The sequence below is a fragment of the Streptomyces sp. NPDC001732 genome (assembly GCF_053596315.1).
Genome location: NZ_JBSFFY010000052.1, coordinates 18,322 through 36,919, shown reverse-complemented (window position 1 = coordinate 36,919; position 18,598 = coordinate 18,322). Strand labels below are relative to the sequence as shown.

The 18,598-nt window shown below is 72.2% G+C and carries 18 protein-coding genes and 1 pseudogene; 7 read left to right on the top strand and 12 right to left on the bottom strand.

The genetic code is table 11. From position 1 onward, the window contains the following. Positions 1-170 precede the first annotated feature (170 nt). Together ACWCXX_RS31755 and ACWCXX_RS31750 are read left to right on the top strand one after the other, a co-directional pair. Positions 171-1,160 carry a helix-turn-helix domain-containing protein gene (locus ACWCXX_RS31755; protein ID WP_451133287.1) on the top strand — a complete coding sequence of 330 codons (990 nt, stop codon included), beginning with the start codon at positions 171-173 and terminating at the stop codon, positions 1,158-1,160. 175 nt (positions 1,161-1,335) lie between these two features. Then, complete coding sequence (locus ACWCXX_RS31750; protein ID WP_451133285.1) at positions 1,336-1,818, top strand: DUF456 domain-containing protein; 483 nt, start codon at positions 1,336-1,338, stop codon at positions 1,816-1,818. 63 nt (positions 1,819-1,881) lie between these two features. On the opposite strand, the gene ACWCXX_RS31745 is transcribed toward ACWCXX_RS31750, so the two are convergent. The 3 genes from ACWCXX_RS31745 to rsgA form a co-directional block, all read right to left on the bottom strand. Beyond that, on the bottom strand, positions 1,882-3,168 hold the full coding sequence (locus ACWCXX_RS31745; RefSeq protein WP_451133283.1) for a hypothetical protein: 1,287 nt from the start codon (positions 3,166-3,168) through the stop codon (positions 1,882-1,884). A 149-nt stretch (positions 3,169-3,317) separates the two neighbouring features. Beyond that, a complete protein-coding gene (locus tag ACWCXX_RS31740; RefSeq protein WP_451133304.1) occupies positions 3,318-4,679 on the bottom strand; it encodes a bifunctional transcriptional activator/DNA repair enzyme AdaA in 1,362 nt (453 codons plus the stop codon). Positions 4,680-4,784: 105 nt separating this feature from the next. Further along, positions 4,785-5,960 (bottom strand): ribosome small subunit-dependent GTPase A, encoded by a 1,176-nt coding sequence (gene rsgA, locus ACWCXX_RS31735; RefSeq protein WP_451133281.1) that lies wholly within the window; start codon positions 5,958-5,960, stop codon positions 4,785-4,787. Between the two features lie 388 nt (positions 5,961-6,348). On the opposite strand from rsgA, the gene ACWCXX_RS31730 reads away from it, so the two are divergent. Beyond that, positions 6,349-6,849: a DUF5949 family protein gene (locus ACWCXX_RS31730; protein WP_451133279.1), complete on the top strand. Its 501-nt coding sequence runs from the start codon at positions 6,349-6,351 to the stop codon at positions 6,847-6,849. A gap of 177 nt (positions 6,850-7,026) precedes the next feature. Here ACWCXX_RS31730 and ACWCXX_RS31725 read toward each other — a convergent pair whose 3' ends face one another. From ACWCXX_RS31725 to ACWCXX_RS31700, 6 genes are all read right to left on the bottom strand, one after another. Next, the gene (locus ACWCXX_RS31725; protein ID WP_451133277.1) at positions 7,027-7,437 is read right to left on the bottom strand and encodes a rodlin; all 411 of its coding nucleotides are present in this window, start codon (positions 7,435-7,437) and stop codon (positions 7,027-7,029) included. A gap of 118 nt (positions 7,438-7,555) precedes the next feature. Next, the gene (locus ACWCXX_RS31720; RefSeq protein WP_451133275.1) at positions 7,556-7,756 is read right to left on the bottom strand and encodes a hypothetical protein; all 201 of its coding nucleotides are present in this window, start codon (positions 7,754-7,756) and stop codon (positions 7,556-7,558) included. A 260-nt stretch (positions 7,757-8,016) separates the two neighbouring features. Next, positions 8,017-8,427, bottom strand: a complete 411-nt coding sequence (locus ACWCXX_RS31715) for a rodlin (RefSeq protein WP_451133273.1) — start codon at positions 8,425-8,427, stop codon at positions 8,017-8,019. 185 nt (positions 8,428-8,612) lie between these two features. Beyond that, positions 8,613-8,900 carry a hypothetical protein gene (locus ACWCXX_RS31710; RefSeq protein ID WP_451133272.1) on the bottom strand — a complete coding sequence of 96 codons (288 nt, stop codon included), beginning with the start codon at positions 8,898-8,900 and terminating at the stop codon, positions 8,613-8,615. Between the two features lie 262 nt (positions 8,901-9,162). Then, positions 9,163-9,396 carry a chaplin gene (locus ACWCXX_RS31705; protein WP_451133271.1) on the bottom strand — a complete coding sequence of 78 codons (234 nt, stop codon included), beginning with the start codon at positions 9,394-9,396 and terminating at the stop codon, positions 9,163-9,165. Positions 9,397-9,754: 358 nt separating this feature from the next. Continuing rightward, on the bottom strand, positions 9,755-10,156 hold the full coding sequence (locus ACWCXX_RS31700; RefSeq protein WP_356935225.1) for a rodlin: 402 nt from the start codon (positions 10,154-10,156) through the stop codon (positions 9,755-9,757). A gap of 562 nt (positions 10,157-10,718) precedes the next feature. On the opposite strand from ACWCXX_RS31700, the gene ACWCXX_RS31695 reads away from it, so the two are divergent. Further along, positions 10,719-11,585, top strand: a complete 867-nt coding sequence (locus ACWCXX_RS31695; protein ID WP_451133302.1) for a chaplin — start codon at positions 10,719-10,721, stop codon at positions 11,583-11,585. Positions 11,586-11,874: 289 nt separating this feature from the next. Further along, positions 11,875-12,621 carry a FadR/GntR family transcriptional regulator gene (locus tag ACWCXX_RS31690; protein ID WP_451133270.1) on the top strand — a complete coding sequence of 249 codons (747 nt, stop codon included), beginning with the start codon at positions 11,875-11,877 and terminating at the stop codon, positions 12,619-12,621. A 161-nt stretch (positions 12,622-12,782) separates the two neighbouring features. On the opposite strand, the gene ACWCXX_RS31685 is transcribed toward ACWCXX_RS31690, so the two are convergent. After that, positions 12,783-14,012, bottom strand: a complete 1,230-nt coding sequence (locus tag ACWCXX_RS31685; RefSeq protein ID WP_451133268.1) for an acetyl-CoA C-acetyltransferase — start codon at positions 14,010-14,012, stop codon at positions 12,783-12,785. A gap of 159 nt (positions 14,013-14,171) precedes the next feature. Next, a pseudogene (locus ACWCXX_RS31680) lies at positions 14,172-15,120 on the bottom strand (LysR substrate-binding domain-containing protein). A gap of 431 nt (positions 15,121-15,551) precedes the next feature. Here ACWCXX_RS31680 and ACWCXX_RS31675 point away from each other — a divergent pair. Further along, positions 15,552-17,111 carry a 3-hydroxyacyl-CoA dehydrogenase gene (locus ACWCXX_RS31675; protein ID WP_451133300.1) on the top strand — a complete coding sequence of 520 codons (1,560 nt, stop codon included), beginning with the start codon at positions 15,552-15,554 and terminating at the stop codon, positions 17,109-17,111. Between the two features lie 257 nt (positions 17,112-17,368). Further along, positions 17,369-17,761: a VOC family protein gene (locus ACWCXX_RS31670; RefSeq protein WP_451133266.1), complete on the top strand. Its 393-nt coding sequence runs from the start codon at positions 17,369-17,371 to the stop codon at positions 17,759-17,761. 90 nt (positions 17,762-17,851) lie between these two features. On the opposite strand, the gene ACWCXX_RS31665 is transcribed toward ACWCXX_RS31670, so the two are convergent. Beyond that, complete coding sequence (locus ACWCXX_RS31665; protein ID WP_451133264.1) at positions 17,852-18,556, bottom strand: DUF6597 domain-containing transcriptional factor; 705 nt, start codon at positions 18,554-18,556, stop codon at positions 17,852-17,854. Between the last annotated feature and the right edge of the window lie 42 nt (positions 18,557-18,598).

The window sequence follows — 18,598 nt, the reverse complement described above, 5'->3', positions numbered from 1 at the left end:
CGCAGCTTTCCGGAGGTTGTTGGTACTGCGGTGGCGCCACATTGGCAGAGCGAAGGGCGTTGAAGGGATGATGTGCACGGCGGGTTTACGCCGTGGCCGTTTTCCGCCATGGCCGAACACCCGGCGACGGCGACATCGTGCGGAATCAATGCGTCCGGGAGGGTCCGGGGATGCTGGGAGCCATAGGCCTCGACGAGATACAGGAGTCGGCGTACCGCGCGCTCGTGGCGGTGGGAGCCGCGGAGGTCTCCGATCTCGCGCACCGGCTGGCACTTCCCCAGCCGGACACCGAACGGGCCCTGCGCAGGCTGGAGCAGCACGGGCTCGCCGCCCAGTCCTCCGCGCGCACGGGGCGCTGGGTGGCGGCGCCGCCGGGCGTGGCGCTCGGGGCGCTGCTGACCCAGCAGCGTCATGAGCTGGAGCAGGCGGAGCTGGCGGCGGCACTGCTCGCCGAGGAGTACCGGGCGGAGTCCGCCGAACCGGCCGTGCACGATCTGGTCGAGGTGGTGACGGGGGCGAGCGCGGTGTCGCACCGCTTCCACCAGTTGCAGCTGGGGGCGGCGAACGAGGTGTGCGCCCTGGTCACCGGGAAGCCGATCGCGGTCAGCGGCATGGAGAACGAGTCCGAGGAGCGGGCCGCGACCCGCGGGGTCTCGTACCGGGTGGTGGTGGAGCGCGAGATCCTCTCGCTGCCGTTCGGGATCATGGAGCTGTCGGCCGCGCTGAGCCGCAACGAGCAGTGCCGGGTCATCGACCGGGTGCCGACCAAGCTGGTCGTCGCCGACGGTGCCCTGGCGATGGTCCCGCTGACCCGTCGCGGCGCCGAGCCCGCGGCCCTGGTGGTCCATGCCTCCGGGCTGCTGGAGTCGCTGATGGGTCTCTTCGAGGCGGTGTGGCGCCAGGCCATGCCGCTCAGACTGGGCGAGAGCGGCAGGCCGCAGGAGGAGTCCACCGAGCCCGATCCGACGGATCTGGAGATCCTGTCGCTGCTGCTGGCCGGGCTGACGGACGCGAGCGTGGCGAAGCAGCTGGATCTGGGGCTGCGGACCGTGCAGCGCCGGGTGAAGGGCCTGATGGAGCTGACCGGTGTGTCGACCCGGCTGCAACTGGGCTGGCACGCGTACGAACGGGGCTGGGTGGCCCGTACCCCGCACCTCTGAGCGGATGCCCGGCCGGGCGTCGGCCGCGCCCGGTGCCGGCCCGGTGCCGGTGCGCCATCGCCACCGGACCGACACCGTCCTCGGCAGGGCTCCGGCACGGCCCTGAGCTGCACGGACGGCCCTGTCCCCGGAGTGCTGACGGGCGGGACCGGCCGGACTCCGGCAGGCTGGTCAGATGAGCGTGTGGCAACTCGTCGCCGTCGGCCTGGTCATGCTCCTCGGCCTGCTCGGCGTGCTGGTGCCGGGGGTGCCGGGGCAGGCGATCGTCTGGGCCGCCGTGCTGTGGTGGGCGCTGACCGAGACGACGCCGGTCGCCTGGGGCGTACTGATCGGCGCCACCGCGCTGCTGCTGTTGGACCAGGCCCTGAAGCCGCTGCTGCCCCCGCGGCGCCCCCACGAGTCGGGGGCGCCGCGCAGGACGCTGATGCTCGGCGGAATCGGCGCGATCGTGGGCTTCTTCGTGGTGCCGGTGGCCGGCGCGATCGTCGGCTACGTGGGGACCATCTACGGGGCGGAACGACTGCGGCTGGGCAGCCACGCGGCGGGCTGGACGTCGGTCCGCTCGGTGATGCGGGCGACGGGCTACTCGGTGCTCGTGGAACTCTTCGCGTGCCTGCTGGTCACGGGGGCCTGGCTGGGTGCGGTGATCTGGCACTAGGCAGTGCCAGATCACCGCACCCACCTCACCAGCAGGCATTCTGACAGCCCATCACTTCACCTCCTATCGCCCCCGCGTTGCCGGGGCCGGCAGGGCCGTGACGGCCAGGAAGTCCTCGTGCGCCTCGCCGTACTGCTTGGCGGCCAGGAGGAACACGGAACGGTCGGTCAGGGCCCCGGCCAGGGCGTCCCGGCCCTCCGCCCCGGCCAGGTCCGCCAGCCTGCGGGCGAGCGCCACGCCCCGGTCGAAGAACGGCCGGAGCGGCTCCAGGACGATGGGGCTGCGCTTCTCCCGGAGCAGCGCCGCGCGGATGGTCGCTCGGCGGTGCACGGCGATCAGTTCGGGCAGATGGGTGCGGGGGTCGGCGTCGGCCGCTCCGGCCAGGCGGGCGGCCCGCTCCTCCAGGGCCGGGAGGGCGTCGAAGTAGGCCCGCGCGGTGTCGCCCGACCAGGAGGTCGAGCCGAACGACGGTGCCGGGGAGTCGGGGGACGCCGGGGGTTCCAGTTCCCGGCCCGACAGGGCGAGCAGCGTGGTCCACCAGGAAAGGGCGCCGCCCCAGCTCCCGCGGTCCCCGGTTTCGTCCAGCTCGGCGAGGAGGCCGAGTGCCTCCTTCCGGGCCGCCGTCGCCTCGTCCCGGCGCCCGGCGGCGTCCAGCATCTGGGAATGACGGACGAGTTCCCAGACCAGGATGGCCAGTGGTCTGTTCCTGGACGCGCCTTTCTCCCGGCCGGTGGCCACGATGTCCGCGAAGGCGTCCAGGGCGGCTTCCCGGTCCCCGGCGGCATCCAGTTCGGCCGCCCACTCGATCGCGTCCCAGAAGAAATCCCCGCCCAGCTTCTCCGCGCTACGGGCCTCGGCGAACCCCCTGTGGATCTCCGCGGCCTCCCGGTGGCGCCCCTCCTCCGCCAGTACGACGGCCAGCCGGTGGTGCCCGCACAGGGGGCTTCGCTCCTGTCCCGCCTCGAAGCCCTGTCGGCCGACCCGGGCCATCTCCTCGCACAACGCGAAGCCCTCCGCCCGCCGTCCGGCCTCGTACAGCTGCTGCTGGTGGGCGGAGAGGGCCCTGATGAGGATCTCGGTACGGTTCGGATCGTCCGCTTCGATCCGCCGGGCGACGGCCACCGCCTCGGCGTACAGGGCCAGTTGTGCGTCCGGGCGCTCCCGGAGCTCCCGCGCGCGGCCGGCCGAGATCAGCGCCCGGCAGAGCTTCGGCAGGTAGGCCCGCGGGCTCACCCCGGCCAGCACCCGGTACGCCTCCAGCTCCTGCCGGTCGTCCGGCCTGCCCGACCCGAGCAGCACCGTCCGCGCCCGCAGCACCGCATCCTGACCGACGTTCTCGGTGGGATTCATGACGGTGATTCTGGGATCCGGGAACGGCCCGGAACAAGGCCGGTCAGGTGTGCTTCCTGTCCTACGAAAAAGGCCGCTGACCTGTCATGATGGATACGTCTTCACCCCTTTCGGGGATTTCCCGGCCCCGTCGCACGAGCGGAGCGGGCTCAGCGGGGGCCAAGCAGCTCCAGGTGCCGCACCCCGTACGAGCGCCAGGGCCGCCACCGCTCCGTCTCCGGTCTCCCGCACGGGTCCACGTCCGGGTCGCCGAGCGCGCGCATCCGGACGAGTGCCGCATGGGTCGGACCGATCCCGGGCAGCCTCAGCAGGGCCTGCTCGGCCTCGTCGCGGTCGGCCCCGGCGTCGAGCCGCACCTCCCCGTCGGCGAGCGCGGCAGCCAGGGCCCGCAGCTCTGGGTCGTCCGCGGCGGAGACCAGCACGGCGGCCTCGGGGAACACCCGGGTCAGCCCGCCGCAGGGCACGTCCAGCGCCGTCCCGTACCGCTCGACGAGCCGCGCCGCCGCCTCCCGGCCCACCAGGGTCCGCACGGCGAACTCCTCCGGGTCCGCGGCACCGGGCGAACGCAGCCCCGGCCGGGCGGCGACCCCCGGAGCGAGCAGCGGGTCGGCACCGAGCCGCTCGTCGACGGCGTACGGGTCGGCGTCCAGGTCGAACAGGCGCCGCAGCCGCTGGACGGCCGTCGTCAGGTCCCTCAGGTCCGTGAGGTGGATGCGGGCGTCCAGCCAGGACCCCGCGGACCGCTCGTCGACGGCCACGACGCCCGACCCGTACGGGAGCCGCAGGGTGCGCCGGTAGGTACGGGCGCCCGCCGCGCCGTCGACCTCCTCGATCCCGGCGACCGCCTCACCGGCCAGCAGGTCGAAGACCTCGCGCGCCGCGTACGGACCCCGGTGGGCGAGCCGCAACGGGATGCCGGTGGCCCGCCCCGCCCGTACCGCCCCGCCCCGCCCCGTACCGGCCTCGGTGCGCAGCGCGGTCGGCGTACGGGCGTAGATCTGCCGGATCGTGTCGTTGAACTGGCGCACGCTGGCGAAGCCGGACGCGAAGGCGATCTCGGTCACGGGCAGCCCGGTCGTCTGGAGCAGCACCCGCGCGGTGTGGGCCCGCTGGGCGCGGGCCAGCGCGACGGGTCCGGCACCCAGCTCCGCGTTGAGCTGCCGCTGCACCTGGCGCGAGCTGTAACCGAGCCGGTGGGCGAGACCGGGCACGCCCTCCCGGTCGACCACGCCGTCGCCGATCATCCGCATGGCGCGGCCCACGACATCGGCCCGGACGTTCCACTCCGCCGAGCCGGGCACCGCGTCCGGACGGCAGCGCCGACAGGCCCGGAAGCCGTTGCCCTGCGCGGCGGCCGCCGTCGGGTAGAAGCGGACGTTCTTCCGCTTGGGGGTCACGGCGGGGCAGCTCGGCCGGCAGTAGATGCCGGTCGTTTCGACGGCGAAGAAGAATTCCCCGTCGAAACGGGCGTCGCGGCTGCTCACCGCCTCGTACCTGGTCCGTTCGTCCATCACGCCGTCCAGTGTGCGGCACCTCCCGGCACCGCACTGGCGGATTTCGGACACGGCCCTGCGTGCGGTCGGCCGGCGCGCAGGGCTCCGGGGCCACGGCCGCGGCTACCGCAGCCGACCCCGCTTCGCGTCCATGGCGGCACGCCCCTCGGCACCCTTGCGCTTCCAGTCGCGCAGGATCTCCGACCGCAGCCGGGCATCGGTCTTGGCGACGATGCGCTGGTTCTCGCGCAGCAGTTTGCGGAAGCTGGCGAGGCGCCGCTCGTGCAGCGAACCGTCCTCGATCGCCGCGAGCACCGCGCAGCCCGGCTCGGTCTCGTGGGCGCAGTCGTGGAACCGGCACTGCTCGGCCAGTTCCTCGATCTCGGAGAAGACCTGGCCGACACCGGTCTCCGCGTCCCAGAGACCGACCCCGCGCAGCCCGGGAGTGTCGATCAGCACTCCCCCGCCGGGCAGGACCAGCAGATTGCGGGTGGTGGTGGTGTGCCGGCCCTTGCCGTCGACGTCGCGCGCGGCCTGCACCTCCATCACGTCCTGGCCGAGCAGGGTGTTGGCGAGCGTCGACTTGCCCGCGCCGGACGCCCCGAGCAGCACGCTCGTCCCGCCCGAGACGATGGCGGAGAAGACGTCGATGCCCTCCCCCGTGGTGGAGCTGACGGGCAGCACCTGCACCCCGGGGGCGACGCCCTCGATGTCCTGGACCAGGTAGGACAGCGTGGTGGCGTCCGGTACGAGGTCGGCCTTGGTCAGCACCACGATCGGCTGGGCGGCGCCGTCCCCGGCGGCCCCGTCCTCCCGCAGCAGCGCGTCACCGGAGGAACTGGACATGGCGAGCGCGAGGAAGCGCTCCACCCGCCCCAGGTCGAGTTCCACGGCGAGCGAGACGCAGATGGCGATGTGGTCGACGTTGGTGGCGAGCACCTGCCCCTCGGAGCGCTGCGACGACGTCGAGCGGACGAAGGCGGTGCGCCGCGGCAGCAGCGTCCGTACGAACTGCGGATCGCCGTCGGGATCGACGGCGACCCAGTCGCCCGTGCAGACGATCCGCATCGGATCGCGCGGGACGACGAAGGCGGTGTCGGCCCTGAGGGTGCCGTCCGGGGTGACGACATCGCACTGGCCCCGGTCGACCCGCACCACACGGCCGGGAAGCAGACCCTGCTCGGCGTACGGTGCGAACTCGGCCTCCCACCCGGCGTCCCAGCCGTACGGGGACAGCGGGTGCACGGCGGACGAGTCCTGGAAGGAGGAGAGAGCGGACGAGAAAGACTGGAGAGACAAGGGAAACCCTTCGAAGGGTGGCCCCGGCAACGCGCTTGCTGGCGCGGAGAGTTGTGGAGAGGTCAGCCGGCGACCACGGGGGTGGGAACGGTGTTCTTCCGGTTGTGGGCAACGCCCGTCGCAACGACAGTCATCACGGTCCTCACCTCCTGGTTCACGCACGAACCCGACATCGGCGGATCAACACGCCGTCCGGTCAACTCCGCACACGATAGCCCGCGCCCGTCGGGCGGCTCAACACATTTACCGGGACGCGCACCGCGTCCTTCGCACCCACCGGACCGGGGACCACGATCCCGGCCGTATTCGTCGGAGTTATCCATTCATCTCGCCCGATCAGGTGATACGCATGCACAATCACCGGTCCGGGGCCGTTATGGTGCCGAGCATGACCTCACCCCAGACCGCCAACGGCACGTTCACCCAGGCCCAGTTGGGCACGATCACACTGATCGGGTGGAGCGGCGAACACCCTGACGGCGGCCACGACGTCGCCTTCCTCCTCGTCTACTCGCTGGGCGACGGCACGGACGGCTCCGCCGCCGGTGAGGCCGCCATGCGTGTGGCCCTGGAACGCTGCGGACTGCCGATCGGCGGCGGTCCGGTGTACGCGGCGGAGCACCCCGGCCTCCAGGTGAAGCTCCTCGTCCAGGCGGGCCAGGCCGTTCTGACGCTGCCTCACTTCACCGCGCAGTACCCCGCTCCGCCCGAGTGGCTCGCCGCCGCGAACCAGCGGGGCGAGGTGCACGCGATGTTCGCGACCCGCCCGTGGCCCCAGGGCGCTCCGGGACGGCCGGTCGACGAGCAGTGGCTGCGGTCCTTCGCCGGTGACCCGGAAGTCATCATGTCCTCCGCCCACTGCGTCCTTCCGGTGCGCAGCCTGGGCTGACCCACCCGGCGCATGACGATGCCCACCGCCCCCGTGGCGCGGTGGGCATCGTCATGTGCGAAGCCCGGGGGCCGTGCCCCTGGTCCTGCTCCGCGACCGACTGCGCCCCGTGGACACGGGGCGCAGCGGTGCGGGCGACGGCGGGAACGGTCCCGGGTCGCCCGCACGTCAGGCGCGTCAGTTGTTGGCGATCCCGTTGCCCGACAGCACCGGGATGTCGTTGACGAGGTGCGACAGCGCCTCGTCACCCTTGGCCTGGGTGGAGTTCTCGGCGCACTGCTGGTTCTGCGGCGAGGCCAGGACGTTGACGTCCTGGACCGCGACCGGCACCAGCAGGCCGACGAGCGCACCGGCGTTGGCCTTGAGCGGCAGGCCGACACAGGCCTTGTTCAGCGTGCCCTGGACGAGCTGGACCTGCGGGCTGCCGTTGCCCTCGGTCACGCTGTTGCCGAACGAGTCCACGGCGCCGTTGCCGTTGACCGACGTCGTGCCACCGTCGTTGCCGATCGCCATGGCCGCCGGGGCCATCGCGGCGGACAGACCGACCAGGGACACGGCCACTGCTGCGCCGGTCATCATCTTCTTCATCACGCTTCACCTTTCGGAGCGTCCCGTTGTGGAACGTACTGATCAACCCGCTACGGAAGCGTGGGTTCCGCAGTACCACCCGAACGGGTCCGGTCCGGCATGAGTTCGACCGTCCGGTTCATCCGTCGACGGCTTCGCCGGAGGTACGGGCCGCGGGAATCCGGCTTTCCGCGCGTGGCGGGGCGGGCGCCGCGGGCGGCCCCTGTTCCGGGTCGCCGTGGGTGGCGCGCCATTCGGCGAGCAACCGGTCGTAGATGGGGGTGCCGTCCTGTGCGCGTCCCTGCCGGCCGTGGGGGCGTTGGCTGTCGTACTGGTCCATGAAGTGGCCCTACCCGGTGCGGCGGACGACGTCCGCCGCCACTACGGCAACCGGCCCAGTGCACCCGCTCATTCGGGGGGCGCGGGACTCCGGACGCACGAGGGGCCGGCACATCCGGGCAACCGACGAACGGCTGCCGCGTGGATGTGCCGGCCCCACGGGTACTTCACATGCTGCGGGCAGGCGGGCCCGAAGCGGCCCGCGGTGCTCTCCCCCGCGCGTGCGAGGAGTCGAGGGGGAGCGCCCGGGGCGGTACGGCCTTAGTTGTTGCCGGCGCCGTTGCCGGACAGGATCGGGATGTCGTCCAGGATGTGCGAGAGGGCCTCGTCACCCTTGGCCTGGGTGGAGTTCTCGGTGCACTGCTGGTTCTGCGGCGAGGACAGGACGTTGATGTCCTGGACCGCGATCGGGACAGCGCCGAGCACCGAACCGACGTTGGCCTTGGCCGGCAGCGCGATGCAGGGCTTGTTGAGCGAGCCCTGGATGAGCGCGAACTGCGGGCTCCAGTCGCCGTGGGTGGCGGAGTTGCCGTACGACTGGACGGCGTCGTTGCCGTTGACCGACGTCGTGCCACCGTCGTTGCCGATGGCCATGGCCGACGGGGCGACCGCGGCGGAGACACCGACGATCGAAGCGGCGACGGCTGCCGAGGCCATAATCTTCTTGATCATGAAATAGCCCTTCTGGGGTTTATCTGTTGCCCGCCTGTCCGGAGCGTCCTGATCAACTCGCGGCTACGGGGATGGTTGTGCCCATTCACTCGAACGGCGCCTTTGCGTTCATTTGTTCACCGAATGCACGGCACCGGAGGAATGCGAAAGGCTTCGCCGGACGGAAATTGCCGCGGCGCGACGGATCAGCCGCCGACCGGCATGCCGCCCAGGAGCGGGGCCGCGCCCTTGGCCGCACCGGTGGCCTTGCCCGCCAGGTCGGCGAGGGTGCCGCCCTTCACCGCACCGGCGGCGTTGCCAACCGTGTCGACGACCGGGTCGACAGCCTGCGGGGCGCTCTCCACCACCTGGTTGACACCGCCGTTGAGGCTGAAGTTGGGGGCCGTGGCGGTGGTGACGGCGAAGGCGGGAGCAGCCGTTCCGAGCGCAGCCACGGAACCGGCGATGATTGCGGCAGTCTTCGCGTACTTCACTTTCGGGTTCCCTTCTGCAGCGGCAGCTTCATCGGTCGCGGGAACCGCGCCGCACGAGCCCTCTGTGGCCGTGCTCTCCTGCCGCTTTCGCATGGGGTAACGATGCGGTTGCGACACGGCAACTGGGCGGGGACACTTTTTCTTCGGGGCCATTCGTTCGACTGCCGGAAAACCCGGAACGAGGACAGGGAAAGGCCCCGGAACGCAGTGAATGCGTTCCGGGGCCTTCCGGTCACGGGCGTTCGGCCCGGCCGACCGGAGGTCAGGCGTTGACGCAGGTGTTGCCGAAGGCCGGGTTGAGCAGACCGACCAGGCCGACCGTGTTGCCGCAGAGGTTGACCGGAACGTGGATCGGGACCTGGAGGTTGTTTCCGGACAGCACGCCGGGCGAGTGCGCGGCGCCGCCCTCGGCGCCGGAGTCTGCGAAGGCGGGCGCGGCGGCACCCATCGCCATGAGGGTTCCTGCGGCGATGGCGGCAACCTTGGTGTACTTCACGTTGTTCCCTTTCTTGGACGGAGTCCGAAGCAGCCACGTCTTTCGTGCCACACGAGCGCGATCCTGATCACTCGTAACTCCGCCGCTCTCATTCGTAACGATTCAGGGCTGTAGGCGAAACTTGAGGGGCTGAAAATCATCAAGATTCGCCCGAATGGTGCAATATCGATCACTTGACGCCACGGGTGAACCCATCCGGTCACTCGACGCGTCCACCCGTGTCCACGCCGCACCCGCAACCCGCACTCGCGCCCGCACCGGCGCCCGGGAGTGCAGCAACAGGCCCGGACCGCGGGGGAGGAACGCCGGCGGTCCGGGCCTGTCGTTACGGCTGGGTCAGGTGTCGATCAGCCACCGGTCAGCTGTTGCCGGCGCCGTTGCCGGAGAGCACCGGAATGCCGTCCAGGATGTGCGACAGCGGCTCGTCGCCCTTGGCCTGGGTGGAGTTCTCGGTGCACTGCTGGTTCTGCGGCGAGGACAGAACGTTGACGTCCTGGACGGCGATCGGGATCAGACCGAGGACCGAACCGACGTTGGCCTTGGCCGGCAGGCCGATGCACGGCTTGTTCAGGCTCCCCTGGACCAGGCCGAACTGCGGGCTGCCGTCACCACGGGTCTCGGCGTTTCCGAACGACTGCGAGGCCCCGTTGCCGTTGATCGAGGTCGTACCGCCGTCGTCACCGATGGCCATGGCCTGCGTCGCGCCCATACCGAGGATGGAAGCGGCAACGGCGCCCGTAGCCAGAACCTTCTTGATCACATTTAACCCTTCTCGTACCGGATGCCCCGTACCGGAGCCCCCTGCCCAACTCGCGACCGGGCTTTTGGTTCTCGTACTTCTCGCCTTTCACTCGAATGCCCGGAGCGCGCGCACATCCGTGCGAAATTGCGCTCGCGGATCGGCAGAGAAAGGCGCACCCCCGGCCGCCGCCCGGCCCTCCATACCGTATTCGCGCGCCAATACAGAGCACCCTCGACCTCGCCGGCGGGACCGGGTCCGGCCCCTATGCATTACTCCTTTCGTGTGGTTACGAAACTTCCACGGCCGCGTGAGTTTCCTGAACAAAATCTTCTCGTTATGAGTGTCACAAGCGCGCACGTCCGGTCGCTTGACCAACAGAAGCAGTACTCAGTACATGAAGAACGTGTCTTCGTGGTCTCCGCGTTTTCCGTAACCGCCGCTTTCCGGTTTCACGCACGGAGGCCGCCGGGGATGGCACCCCGGCGGTGTCCACACCGCCCGATGAACGAACAGCGAGCGTTCCGCTCGCACGGAATGTCCTAGAGAAAGGGCACCAATGCGAAAAGCCTTGAGTAAGAGCGTGCTGGTGATGGCGGCGGCCTCAGGCATCCTGGCCGCATCCGGGGGGTACGCGTTCGCGGACACCTCCGCCGAGGGCGCGGCCGTCGGTTCGCCGGGCGTCGGCTCGGGCAACACCGTGCAGGTGCCGGTGCACGTGCCGGTCAACGTGTGCGGCAACACCGGCAACGTCATCGGTGCGCTGAACCCCGCGTTCGGCAACGAGTGCGAGAACGAGAACGAGGGTGGCGGCAGCGACAGCGACAGCGACAGCGACAGCGACAGCGACCAGGGTGCGAGCGCCGAGGGCGCCGCGGTCAACTCCCCCGGCCTGCTCTCCGGCAACGTCGTCCAGGCGCCCGTCGACATGCCGGTCAACGTGTGCGGCAACACCGGCAACGTCATCGGTGCGCTGAACCCGGCGGCCGGGAACAACTGCGAGAACGAGTCGGGCGGCGACAGCACCCCGCCCCCCGTCCACCCGCCGCACAAGCCCCCGGTCCACCCCCCGCACAAGCCCCCGGTGCACCCCCCGCACAAGCCGCCGGTCCACCCGCCGCACAAGCCCCCGGTTCACCCGCCGCACCACCACAAGCCGCCGCACCACCACAAGCCGCCGCACCACCACACCCCGCACTGCCCGCCCACGCACCCCACCACGCCTCCGACCACTCCGCCCACCACGCCTCCGACGCACCACCACCCGAACCACCCCGAGCCGGCGCACCACCACAAGCCGCCGCACCACCACAAGCCGCCGCACCACAAGCCGCCGCAGCTGGCCCACACCGGCTCGGACGCGAACCTCGGCCTGGCCGGCGGGGCCAGCGCGGCCATGGTGCTCGGCGGGACCCTGCTGGTCCGCCGCGCCCGCGCCTCGCAGAACTGACCGGAACGGTCCTCGGACAACAGGCAGGAAGCCACTAGGTAGCAGGTAGAGAAGGGCGGGGTCCGCCGTCGCAGCCCAGCTGTGACGGCGGACCCCGCCCCTTCGTCGTTCCCGCCCCCGTCCTCGCTTCCACTCCCTCCTCCCGGGCCCGCTCCGACTCGGGACAGGCCCGCTCGGTCCGGGCAGGCCGTGCGAAAAGCGTCGGCCCATAAGACGACACGCAAGACATCTGATGTCTGATGCCTTGGTAGCGTGGGGATGTAGCCCGACAATCGAGAGGGGCCAAGAGGTGGGGAGTTCACGCACGCCCGGTACGAAGTCCGGCCGGAAATTACTACGGCAGGAAGTCGTCGAGGGCATCAAGCGCTACATCCTCGAGGAACGGCTCCGCCCCGGGGACCCGCTGCCCACCGAGCCGGCCCTGTGCGAGGCGCTCGGCGCCAGCCGTTCCAGCGTCCGCGAAGCGGTCAAGATCCTCCACGCACTGGACATCGTCGAGGTGCGCCACGGGCACGGCACCTACGTGGGTGGGCTGAGCCTGTCCGCTCTGGTGGAGAGTCTGACCTTCCGCGGGCTGCTCTCCCCCGGCGACGACTTCCAGGCGATGGCCGATCTGGTCGACGTGCGCGAGCTGTTCGAGCGCGGGACGGCCGACCGGATCGTCTCGCTGCTCGACGAGGAGCAGCTCGACGAGCTGGACGCGCTGGTCACCACCATGCGCGAGACCGGCACCCGGGACGACCACGACTTCGTGGAGGCGGACCGCGCGTTCCACGAGCTGCTGGTGGCCCCGCTCGGCAACCGGCTGATCGGCCAGCTCTCGATGGCCTTCTGGGACGTGTACACGGTTGTCGCGCCGCATCTCGACGGATTCACGCAGGCCGACGAGGCGGAGACGATCGCGGCGTACCAGAGCATCGTGGACGCCGCGCGGGCCGACGACACCACCGGTTTCATGAAGGCCATGGGCGAGCGCTACGCCCCGGTCAGGCGCCGGATCTCCGAGGCGCGCGCCCGCGACGCCGCCCCGGGCTGACCCCGCGCGTCCGTACGTACGCCGTGTCGCTGCCGGGCCGGGCGCGCGATGACGGCTCCCGCGGCGGCCGGTTCGGCCCTGTCCACGACCCGGTCGGCGGCCTCCGCCACGGCCGGGTCGTGGGTGGCGACGACCGTGACGCAGTCGTCCTGGCGGCGCTGTCAGTGCACGATGCGTTCGAAGATCGCGGCGAGGCCCTGCCCACCGCCGATGCACATCGTCTCCAGGCCGTACCGGGCCTCGCGGCGGTGCAGTTCGCGGGTGAGCGTGGCGAGGATGCGGGCACCGGTGGCGCCGACCGGGTGGCCGAGGGAGACCCCGGAGCCGTTGACGTTGACGCGCTGCTCGTGGTCCTTCTCACCGAGCCCCAACTCATGTGTGCAGGCGAGCACTTGGGCGGCGAAGGCTTCGTTGAGCTCGATCAGGTCGAGGTCGGCGAGGGTGAGTCCGGCGCGTTCGAGTGCGGCCCGGGTCGCGGGTACGGGGCCGAGACCCATGGTTGCGGCGGGCACTCCGGCGCGGGCGAACGAGACGAGCCGGACCAGAGGGTTGAGGCCGAGGCGTTCGGCGGTGGCCGCGCTGGTCACCAGGCAGGCGGCGGCTGCGTCGTTCTGGCCGCTGGCGTTGCCCGCGGTGACGGTCGCCTCCGGGTCGGACTTCGCCATGATCGGGCGCAGCGCGGCGAGTTGTTCCGCGGTGGTGTCGGGGCGGGGGTGCTCGTCGGTGGTGACGACGGTCTCGCCCCTGCGGGTCCGTACGGTGACCGGCACGATCTCCGCGTCGTAGCGGCCCTCCGCCGCCGCCCGGCCGGCGCGCTGTTGCGAGCGCAGGGCGAGGGCGTCCTGGTCGGCACGGCCGATGCGGTACGCGCGGCGCAGGTTCTCCGCCGTCTCGATCATGCCGCCGGGCACCGGGTGGTTGACGCCGCCGGCCGTGACCCGGCCCCGGGCCAGCGCGTCGTGCAGCTGGAGGCCGGGGCCCTTGATGCCCCAGCGGCCCTCGTGGGTGTAGTACGGGGCGGCGCTCATCACGTCCACGCCGCCCGCGACGACGACCTCGCTGAAGCCGGCCCGGATCTGCATCGCCGCGTCGAGCACGGCCTGGAGGCCGGAGCCGCAGCGGCGGTCGATCTGGGTACCGGTGACGGTCTCGGGCAGTCCGGCGTCGAGGGCGGCGACCCGGCCGATGGCGGGCGCCTCGGCGGACGGGTAGGAGTGCCCGAGGATCACCTCGTCGACCGTCTCGGGTTCGATCCCGGTGCGGGCGACGACCTCGGCGATGACGCGCGCGGCGAGCGCGGCCGGCGTCTGCTGTGCGAACACTCCGCCGAAACGGCCGATGGGGGTGCGCAGCGGTTCGCAGATGACGACATCGGGCTGCTGGTCGGGCACGGCGTGACCTTTCGGTGGCGAGTGACGAGTGGCGAGTGACGAGTGGCGAGTGGCGAGTGACGAGTGGCGGATGACGAGTGGTGTGTGCCGCCGACCCTTGCACCCGACGACTGATTCGGTCCAATATCCGGTTCGCTTCGGCTCAAGACGCGGTGCGTCTCAATCGTGGAGCCCGGCGGTTCCTTCGCCGACCGGGGCCGCCGGGGTGGGCAGGGCCTTCTCCGCCACCGCGAGCACCGCCCGCAGGGCGGCGGAGGGATTGTCGGTCCGCCAGGCCAGCGCGGCCCGGAGCCGGACGGGCGGCCCGGAGCCGGACGGGCGGTCCGGACAGGGGCCGGTAGATGAGGCCGTTCTGCTGGATGTGCTGGACGGAGGTGACGGTGAGCGTGACGCCGACGCCCGCGGCGACCAGCGCGAGGATGGTGTACGAGTCGGGCGCCTCCTGCACCACCCGGGGGTTGAACCCGGCGGCCTCGCAGGCGCCGGCCATCGCGTCGCGCACGGTGGAGCCGGTGTTGGCGGGGAAGGAGACGAAGGGCTCGTTGGCGAGCGCCTCGATGGGGATGCTCTCCAGGGGGGCGAGCGGGTGGTCGGAGGAGAGCGCGCACACCAGCTCCTCCTCGTCGATCACCCGGTGGGCCACCCCCGGCCGGGTCACCGGCAACCGGACGAAGCCCAGGTCGAGCGAGCCGTCGGCGACCCGGTCGAGGGCGACGTTGGCGTACGTCTGCCCCTTCATGACCAGTTCGACGGCGGGGTGGGCGGCGCGCACGGCCCGGGTGAGGAGCGGCAGCGTCTCGTGGCTGGAGGCGCCCGCGAAGCCGATCGTGACCCGCCCGTACTCGCCGCGGCCCGCCGCCTGCGCGGCGCGCACCGCGGTGTCGAGGTCGGCGAGGACGGCCCGTACCGGCTGGAGGAAGGACTCCCCCGCGCCGGTGAGCCGCACCGACCGGGTGTTGCGTTCGAAGAGCTGGACGCCCAACTCCTGCTCCAGCCGGCGGATCTGCTGGCTCAGCGGCGGCTGGGCCATCTGCAGCCGCTTCGCGGCCCGCCCGAAGTGCAGCTCCTCGGCCACGGCGACGAACGCGGACAGACGACGCAGTTCCATGCCGCTCCTCCGGTCCCCGGCCCGTGGACCGGACCCATGGGCCCCGGGCACATCGCCCCGGGAAACCATTCATCAGCCAGACGTCTCGATGCGAGCCTAATTCGGCATCGGAGGGCGATCAACGGCCACTGACACGGTGCAGCGACGCCCCTGTCAGGACGCGCGCGCAGAGCCGGAGGAGCACCGAGCTGGGCATCCTGGCCCGTGCGGGCCTCGACGAGGAGCTGCGGCCGGTCGTCGTCCGCCCCGGGGGCATCGTCGAGCGGATGCGCGCGGCCACCGGCCGAGACCCTGCGGTGGACGACATGGTCGGGACCGTACCGCCGCCGACCGCGGCCGAACTCCGGCTGCTGCGCGAGGACGTGGAGCCTGACCGCGTCTATCTTCGCTGGGACGGATCACATGCCATCCCCGAGAGGACCGCAACCACCATGCGCATCAGGATCGTCGGCGCCGGGGCCATGGGCCGCGGCATCGCCCAGTGGGCGGCGACCGCCGGACACACCGTCGAGCTGTGCGACGTACGCCCCCAGGCGGTGACGGAAGCCGTGGACTTCGTACGGTCCATGCTCGAACGGGCCGTGCAGAAGGGCCGGTTGGCCGCCGAGGACCGGGACGCCACCGTGGCGCGCCTGATCCCGCTCGACGACCCGTGGGCGGACGGGCCGGACGTCGAGCTGGTCGTCGAGGCCGTGCGGGAGGACCTCGACACCAAGACGGAGGTCTTCGGCAGGCTGGAGCGGGCGCTGCCCGCGACGGCCGTCTTCGCGACCAACACCTCCTCCCTGTCGGTCACCCGGATCGCCGCCGAGTTGAAGGACCCGGGCCGCCTGGCCGGGCTGCACTTCTTCAACCCGGTGCCGCTGATGAAGATCGTCGAGATCGTGCCGGGTGCGGCCACCCGTCCCGCCATCCCGCCGATGCTCACCGCGTTCGTCGAGGGCTGCGGCCATCGCGCGGTCACCGTCGCCGACACCCCCGGCTTCCTCGTCAACCACGCCGGGCGGGGGCTGGTGACCGAGGCACTCGCGCTGCTGGAGGAGAAGGTCGGAGAGCCGGCGGACATCGACCGGATCGCCCGCGACGTGCTCGGGCTGCGGATGGGCCCGTTCGAGCTGATGGACCTCACCGGGCTGGACGTGACGGCCGCGGTGATCGACTCGATCTGGCAGGGTTTCCGCCACGCGGACCGGCTCCGTCCCTCCTACCTCACCCCGAACCGGGTGGCGGCCGGGCTGCACGGCCGCAAGACCGGGCACGGCTGGTACGCGTACGGTCCCGAGGCACCCGCTCCCGCCCCGGAGCCGCCGGTCACCGGCGACGCGGACCGCCCGGTGTTCGTCCACGCCACCGAGGGGCAGGACCGGGACGCACAGGTGCTGCGGGCGGCGCTGACCGCCGCGGGCGCCGCCGTCGAGACCGGCGACGGGCCGTCGGCCGGCGCCCTCGTGCTGGTTCCGGTCTGGGGCACCGCGGTGGCCGGGGCGGTCGCCGCGCACGGGCTGCCCGCGGGGCGCACCTTCGGGGTGGACCCGCTGCCCGCGGCGGGCCGGCGCCGGGTGCTGGCCGTGACCCCGGCGGCGGACCCGGCCGCCGCGCGCGACGCCCGCGCGGTGCTGGCCCGGTCGGCGGACGGCGAGGAGCCCTTCGCGGTCTCGGTGGTGCGGGACACTGCGGGCTCGGTCGCCCAGCGGCTGCTCGCCTCGATCGTGTCGGTCGCGGCCGGGATCGCGGAGCGTTCCATCGCCGCCCCCGGCGACATCGACCTGGCCGTCACCGCCGGGCTCGGCTACCCCGTCGGCCCGCTGGCCTGGGGCGACCGGGTCGGTGCCGGACGGATGCTGGAACTGCACCGGGCACTGCACCGCACGACGGACGACCCGCGCCACCGCCCGAGCCGCTGGGTCACCGAACGAGCCCTGCTCGGGCTGTCGCTGACGGACCCGGGCACCTCACCCGCCGACTGCGTGGACGGCCCCGCGCCCTCGTGACGCATGAAGCGCGGGTGCGGGGCCCACGCACGGGCCTCGGACCATGGGCGGGACCGGCCCGGCACACGGATCTCGGGCTTCGGGCTTCGGGCTTCGGGTCATGAACCGCCCGGCCCGGCGCACGGGCTCGGCCTTGGGGGCGGGGCCGGGCCTGCCCCCAAGGCCGTGCGCCGGGCCGGTCCCGCGCCCCCGCTTCCGGTCGGGCACATGTCCGTTTCTTACAAGACCCGTCTCCGGCCCCGGCCTAGGGTCGGGGCATGACTCCACGCATGGACGCGATCGGCATCATCGCCAAGGACCTGGCCGCATCGCTCGCCTTCTACCGCCGGCTCGGACTCGACATCCCCGCCGACGCCGACTCCGCACCCCATGTCGAAGCGACGCTCCCGGGCGGCATGCGCCTGATGTGGGACACCGAGGACGTCATCCGCTCGTACGACCCCGACTGGACCGAGCCCTTCGGCGGGCAGCGCCTCGGGCTCGCCTTCCGCTGCGACAGCCCGGCCGAGGTGGACGCGGTGTACGAGGAGCTGACCGGTGCCGGTCACGAGGGGCGGCTGAAGCCGTGGGACGCGGTGTGGGGGCAGCGTTACGCGACGGTCCTCGACCCGGACGGCTGCGAGGTGTCGCTGTTCGCCGCGAACGGCTGAGCCGGACACGCGGAAGGCGCGGGCGTCCGGCCGCGCGGCCGGGGCGTCGTCCGCCTCCCGTCCGGACGGGCGCCGGCCGCGCGGGGGCTTTCACGGCGTGTCCGGCTTCAGGTGGGCGGTCAGGGTGGTGCCGGCCAGGTCGCGCATCTCCCGGGCGAGATGGGCCTGGTCGGTGCAGCCCGCCGCGACCGCCGCCTCGGCATAGGACGTCCCGGCCCGCGCGAGGGCCAGCGCCCGCTGCAACCGCAGGATCCGGGCGAGCGTCTTGGGGCCGTAGCCGAAGGCCGCGAGCGAGCGCCGGTGCAGCTGACGGGCGCCGAGACCGGCCGTGCGCGCGGTGTCCGCGACGGACCCTCCGGCACCGAGCCGGGCGGCCACGGCCCGCATCAGCGGGTCCGGCGGCGCGGTCCCGGCCGCCCGGCGCAGGGCGACGGCCTCCAGCGCGGCGGCGGGATCGAAGGCCTCGGCGACGCGCTCGGTGAGTTCGCGGACCAGGGCACCGGGCCACAGGTCCGCGAGCCCGGTCCGGCAGTCGCGCAGTTCGTGCGCCGGTACGCCGAGGAGGGCGGGGGCGACGCCGGGCTCGAAGCGGATTCCGGCGTACCGTCCGCCGGGCTCGACGTCCGGGACCATGGCACGGGTGTCGGGGCCCGCGACGAGCAGCCGTCCACCGATCCAGAGCAGGTCCATGCATCCGTCGGGCAGCACCGGACCGGCAGAACCGCCCGTCACCTCCAGCGTCCACACGGTCGCGCCGTCGAACCGCGAGGCCCGTTCCTCGTACCCGTTGCCCATGCCCACACGCTAATCTCGCCTGCGGACGTAATCGGCTTCCCG

Excerpts from the sequence above, each read along its gene's own strand:
- ACWCXX_RS31755 (WP_451133287.1), top strand. The coding sequence starts at position 171 with ATGCTGGGAGCCATAGGCCTCGACGAGATACAGGAGTCGGCGTACCGC.
- ACWCXX_RS31750 (WP_451133285.1), top strand. The coding sequence starts at position 1,336 with ATGAGCGTGTGGCAACTCGTCGCCGTCGGCCTGGTCATGCTCCTCGGC.
- ACWCXX_RS31745 (WP_451133283.1), bottom strand. The coding sequence starts at position 3,168 with ATGAATCCCACCGAGAACGTCGGTCAGGATGCGGTGCTGCGGGCGCGG.
- ACWCXX_RS31740 (WP_451133304.1), bottom strand. The coding sequence starts at position 4,679 with ATGGACGAACGGACCAGGTACGAGGCGGTGAGCAGCCGCGACGCCCGT.
- ACWCXX_RS31730 (WP_451133279.1), top strand. The coding sequence starts at position 6,349 with ATGACCTCACCCCAGACCGCCAACGGCACGTTCACCCAGGCCCAGTTG.
- ACWCXX_RS31725 (WP_451133277.1), bottom strand. The coding sequence starts at position 7,437 with ATGAAGAAGATGATGACCGGCGCAGCAGTGGCCGTGTCCCTGGTCGGT.
- ACWCXX_RS31720 (WP_451133275.1), bottom strand. The coding sequence starts at position 7,756 with ATGGACCAGTACGACAGCCAACGCCCCCACGGCCGGCAGGGACGCGCA.
- ACWCXX_RS31715 (WP_451133273.1), bottom strand. The coding sequence starts at position 8,427 with ATGATCAAGAAGATTATGGCCTCGGCAGCCGTCGCCGCTTCGATCGTC.
- ACWCXX_RS31675 (WP_451133300.1), top strand. The coding sequence starts at position 15,552 with ATGCGCATCAGGATCGTCGGCGCCGGGGCCATGGGCCGCGGCATCGCC.
- ACWCXX_RS31670 (WP_451133266.1), top strand. The coding sequence starts at position 17,369 with ATGACTCCACGCATGGACGCGATCGGCATCATCGCCAAGGACCTGGCC.
- ACWCXX_RS31665 (WP_451133264.1), bottom strand. The coding sequence starts at position 18,556 with ATGGGCAACGGGTACGAGGAACGGGCCTCGCGGTTCGACGGCGCGACC.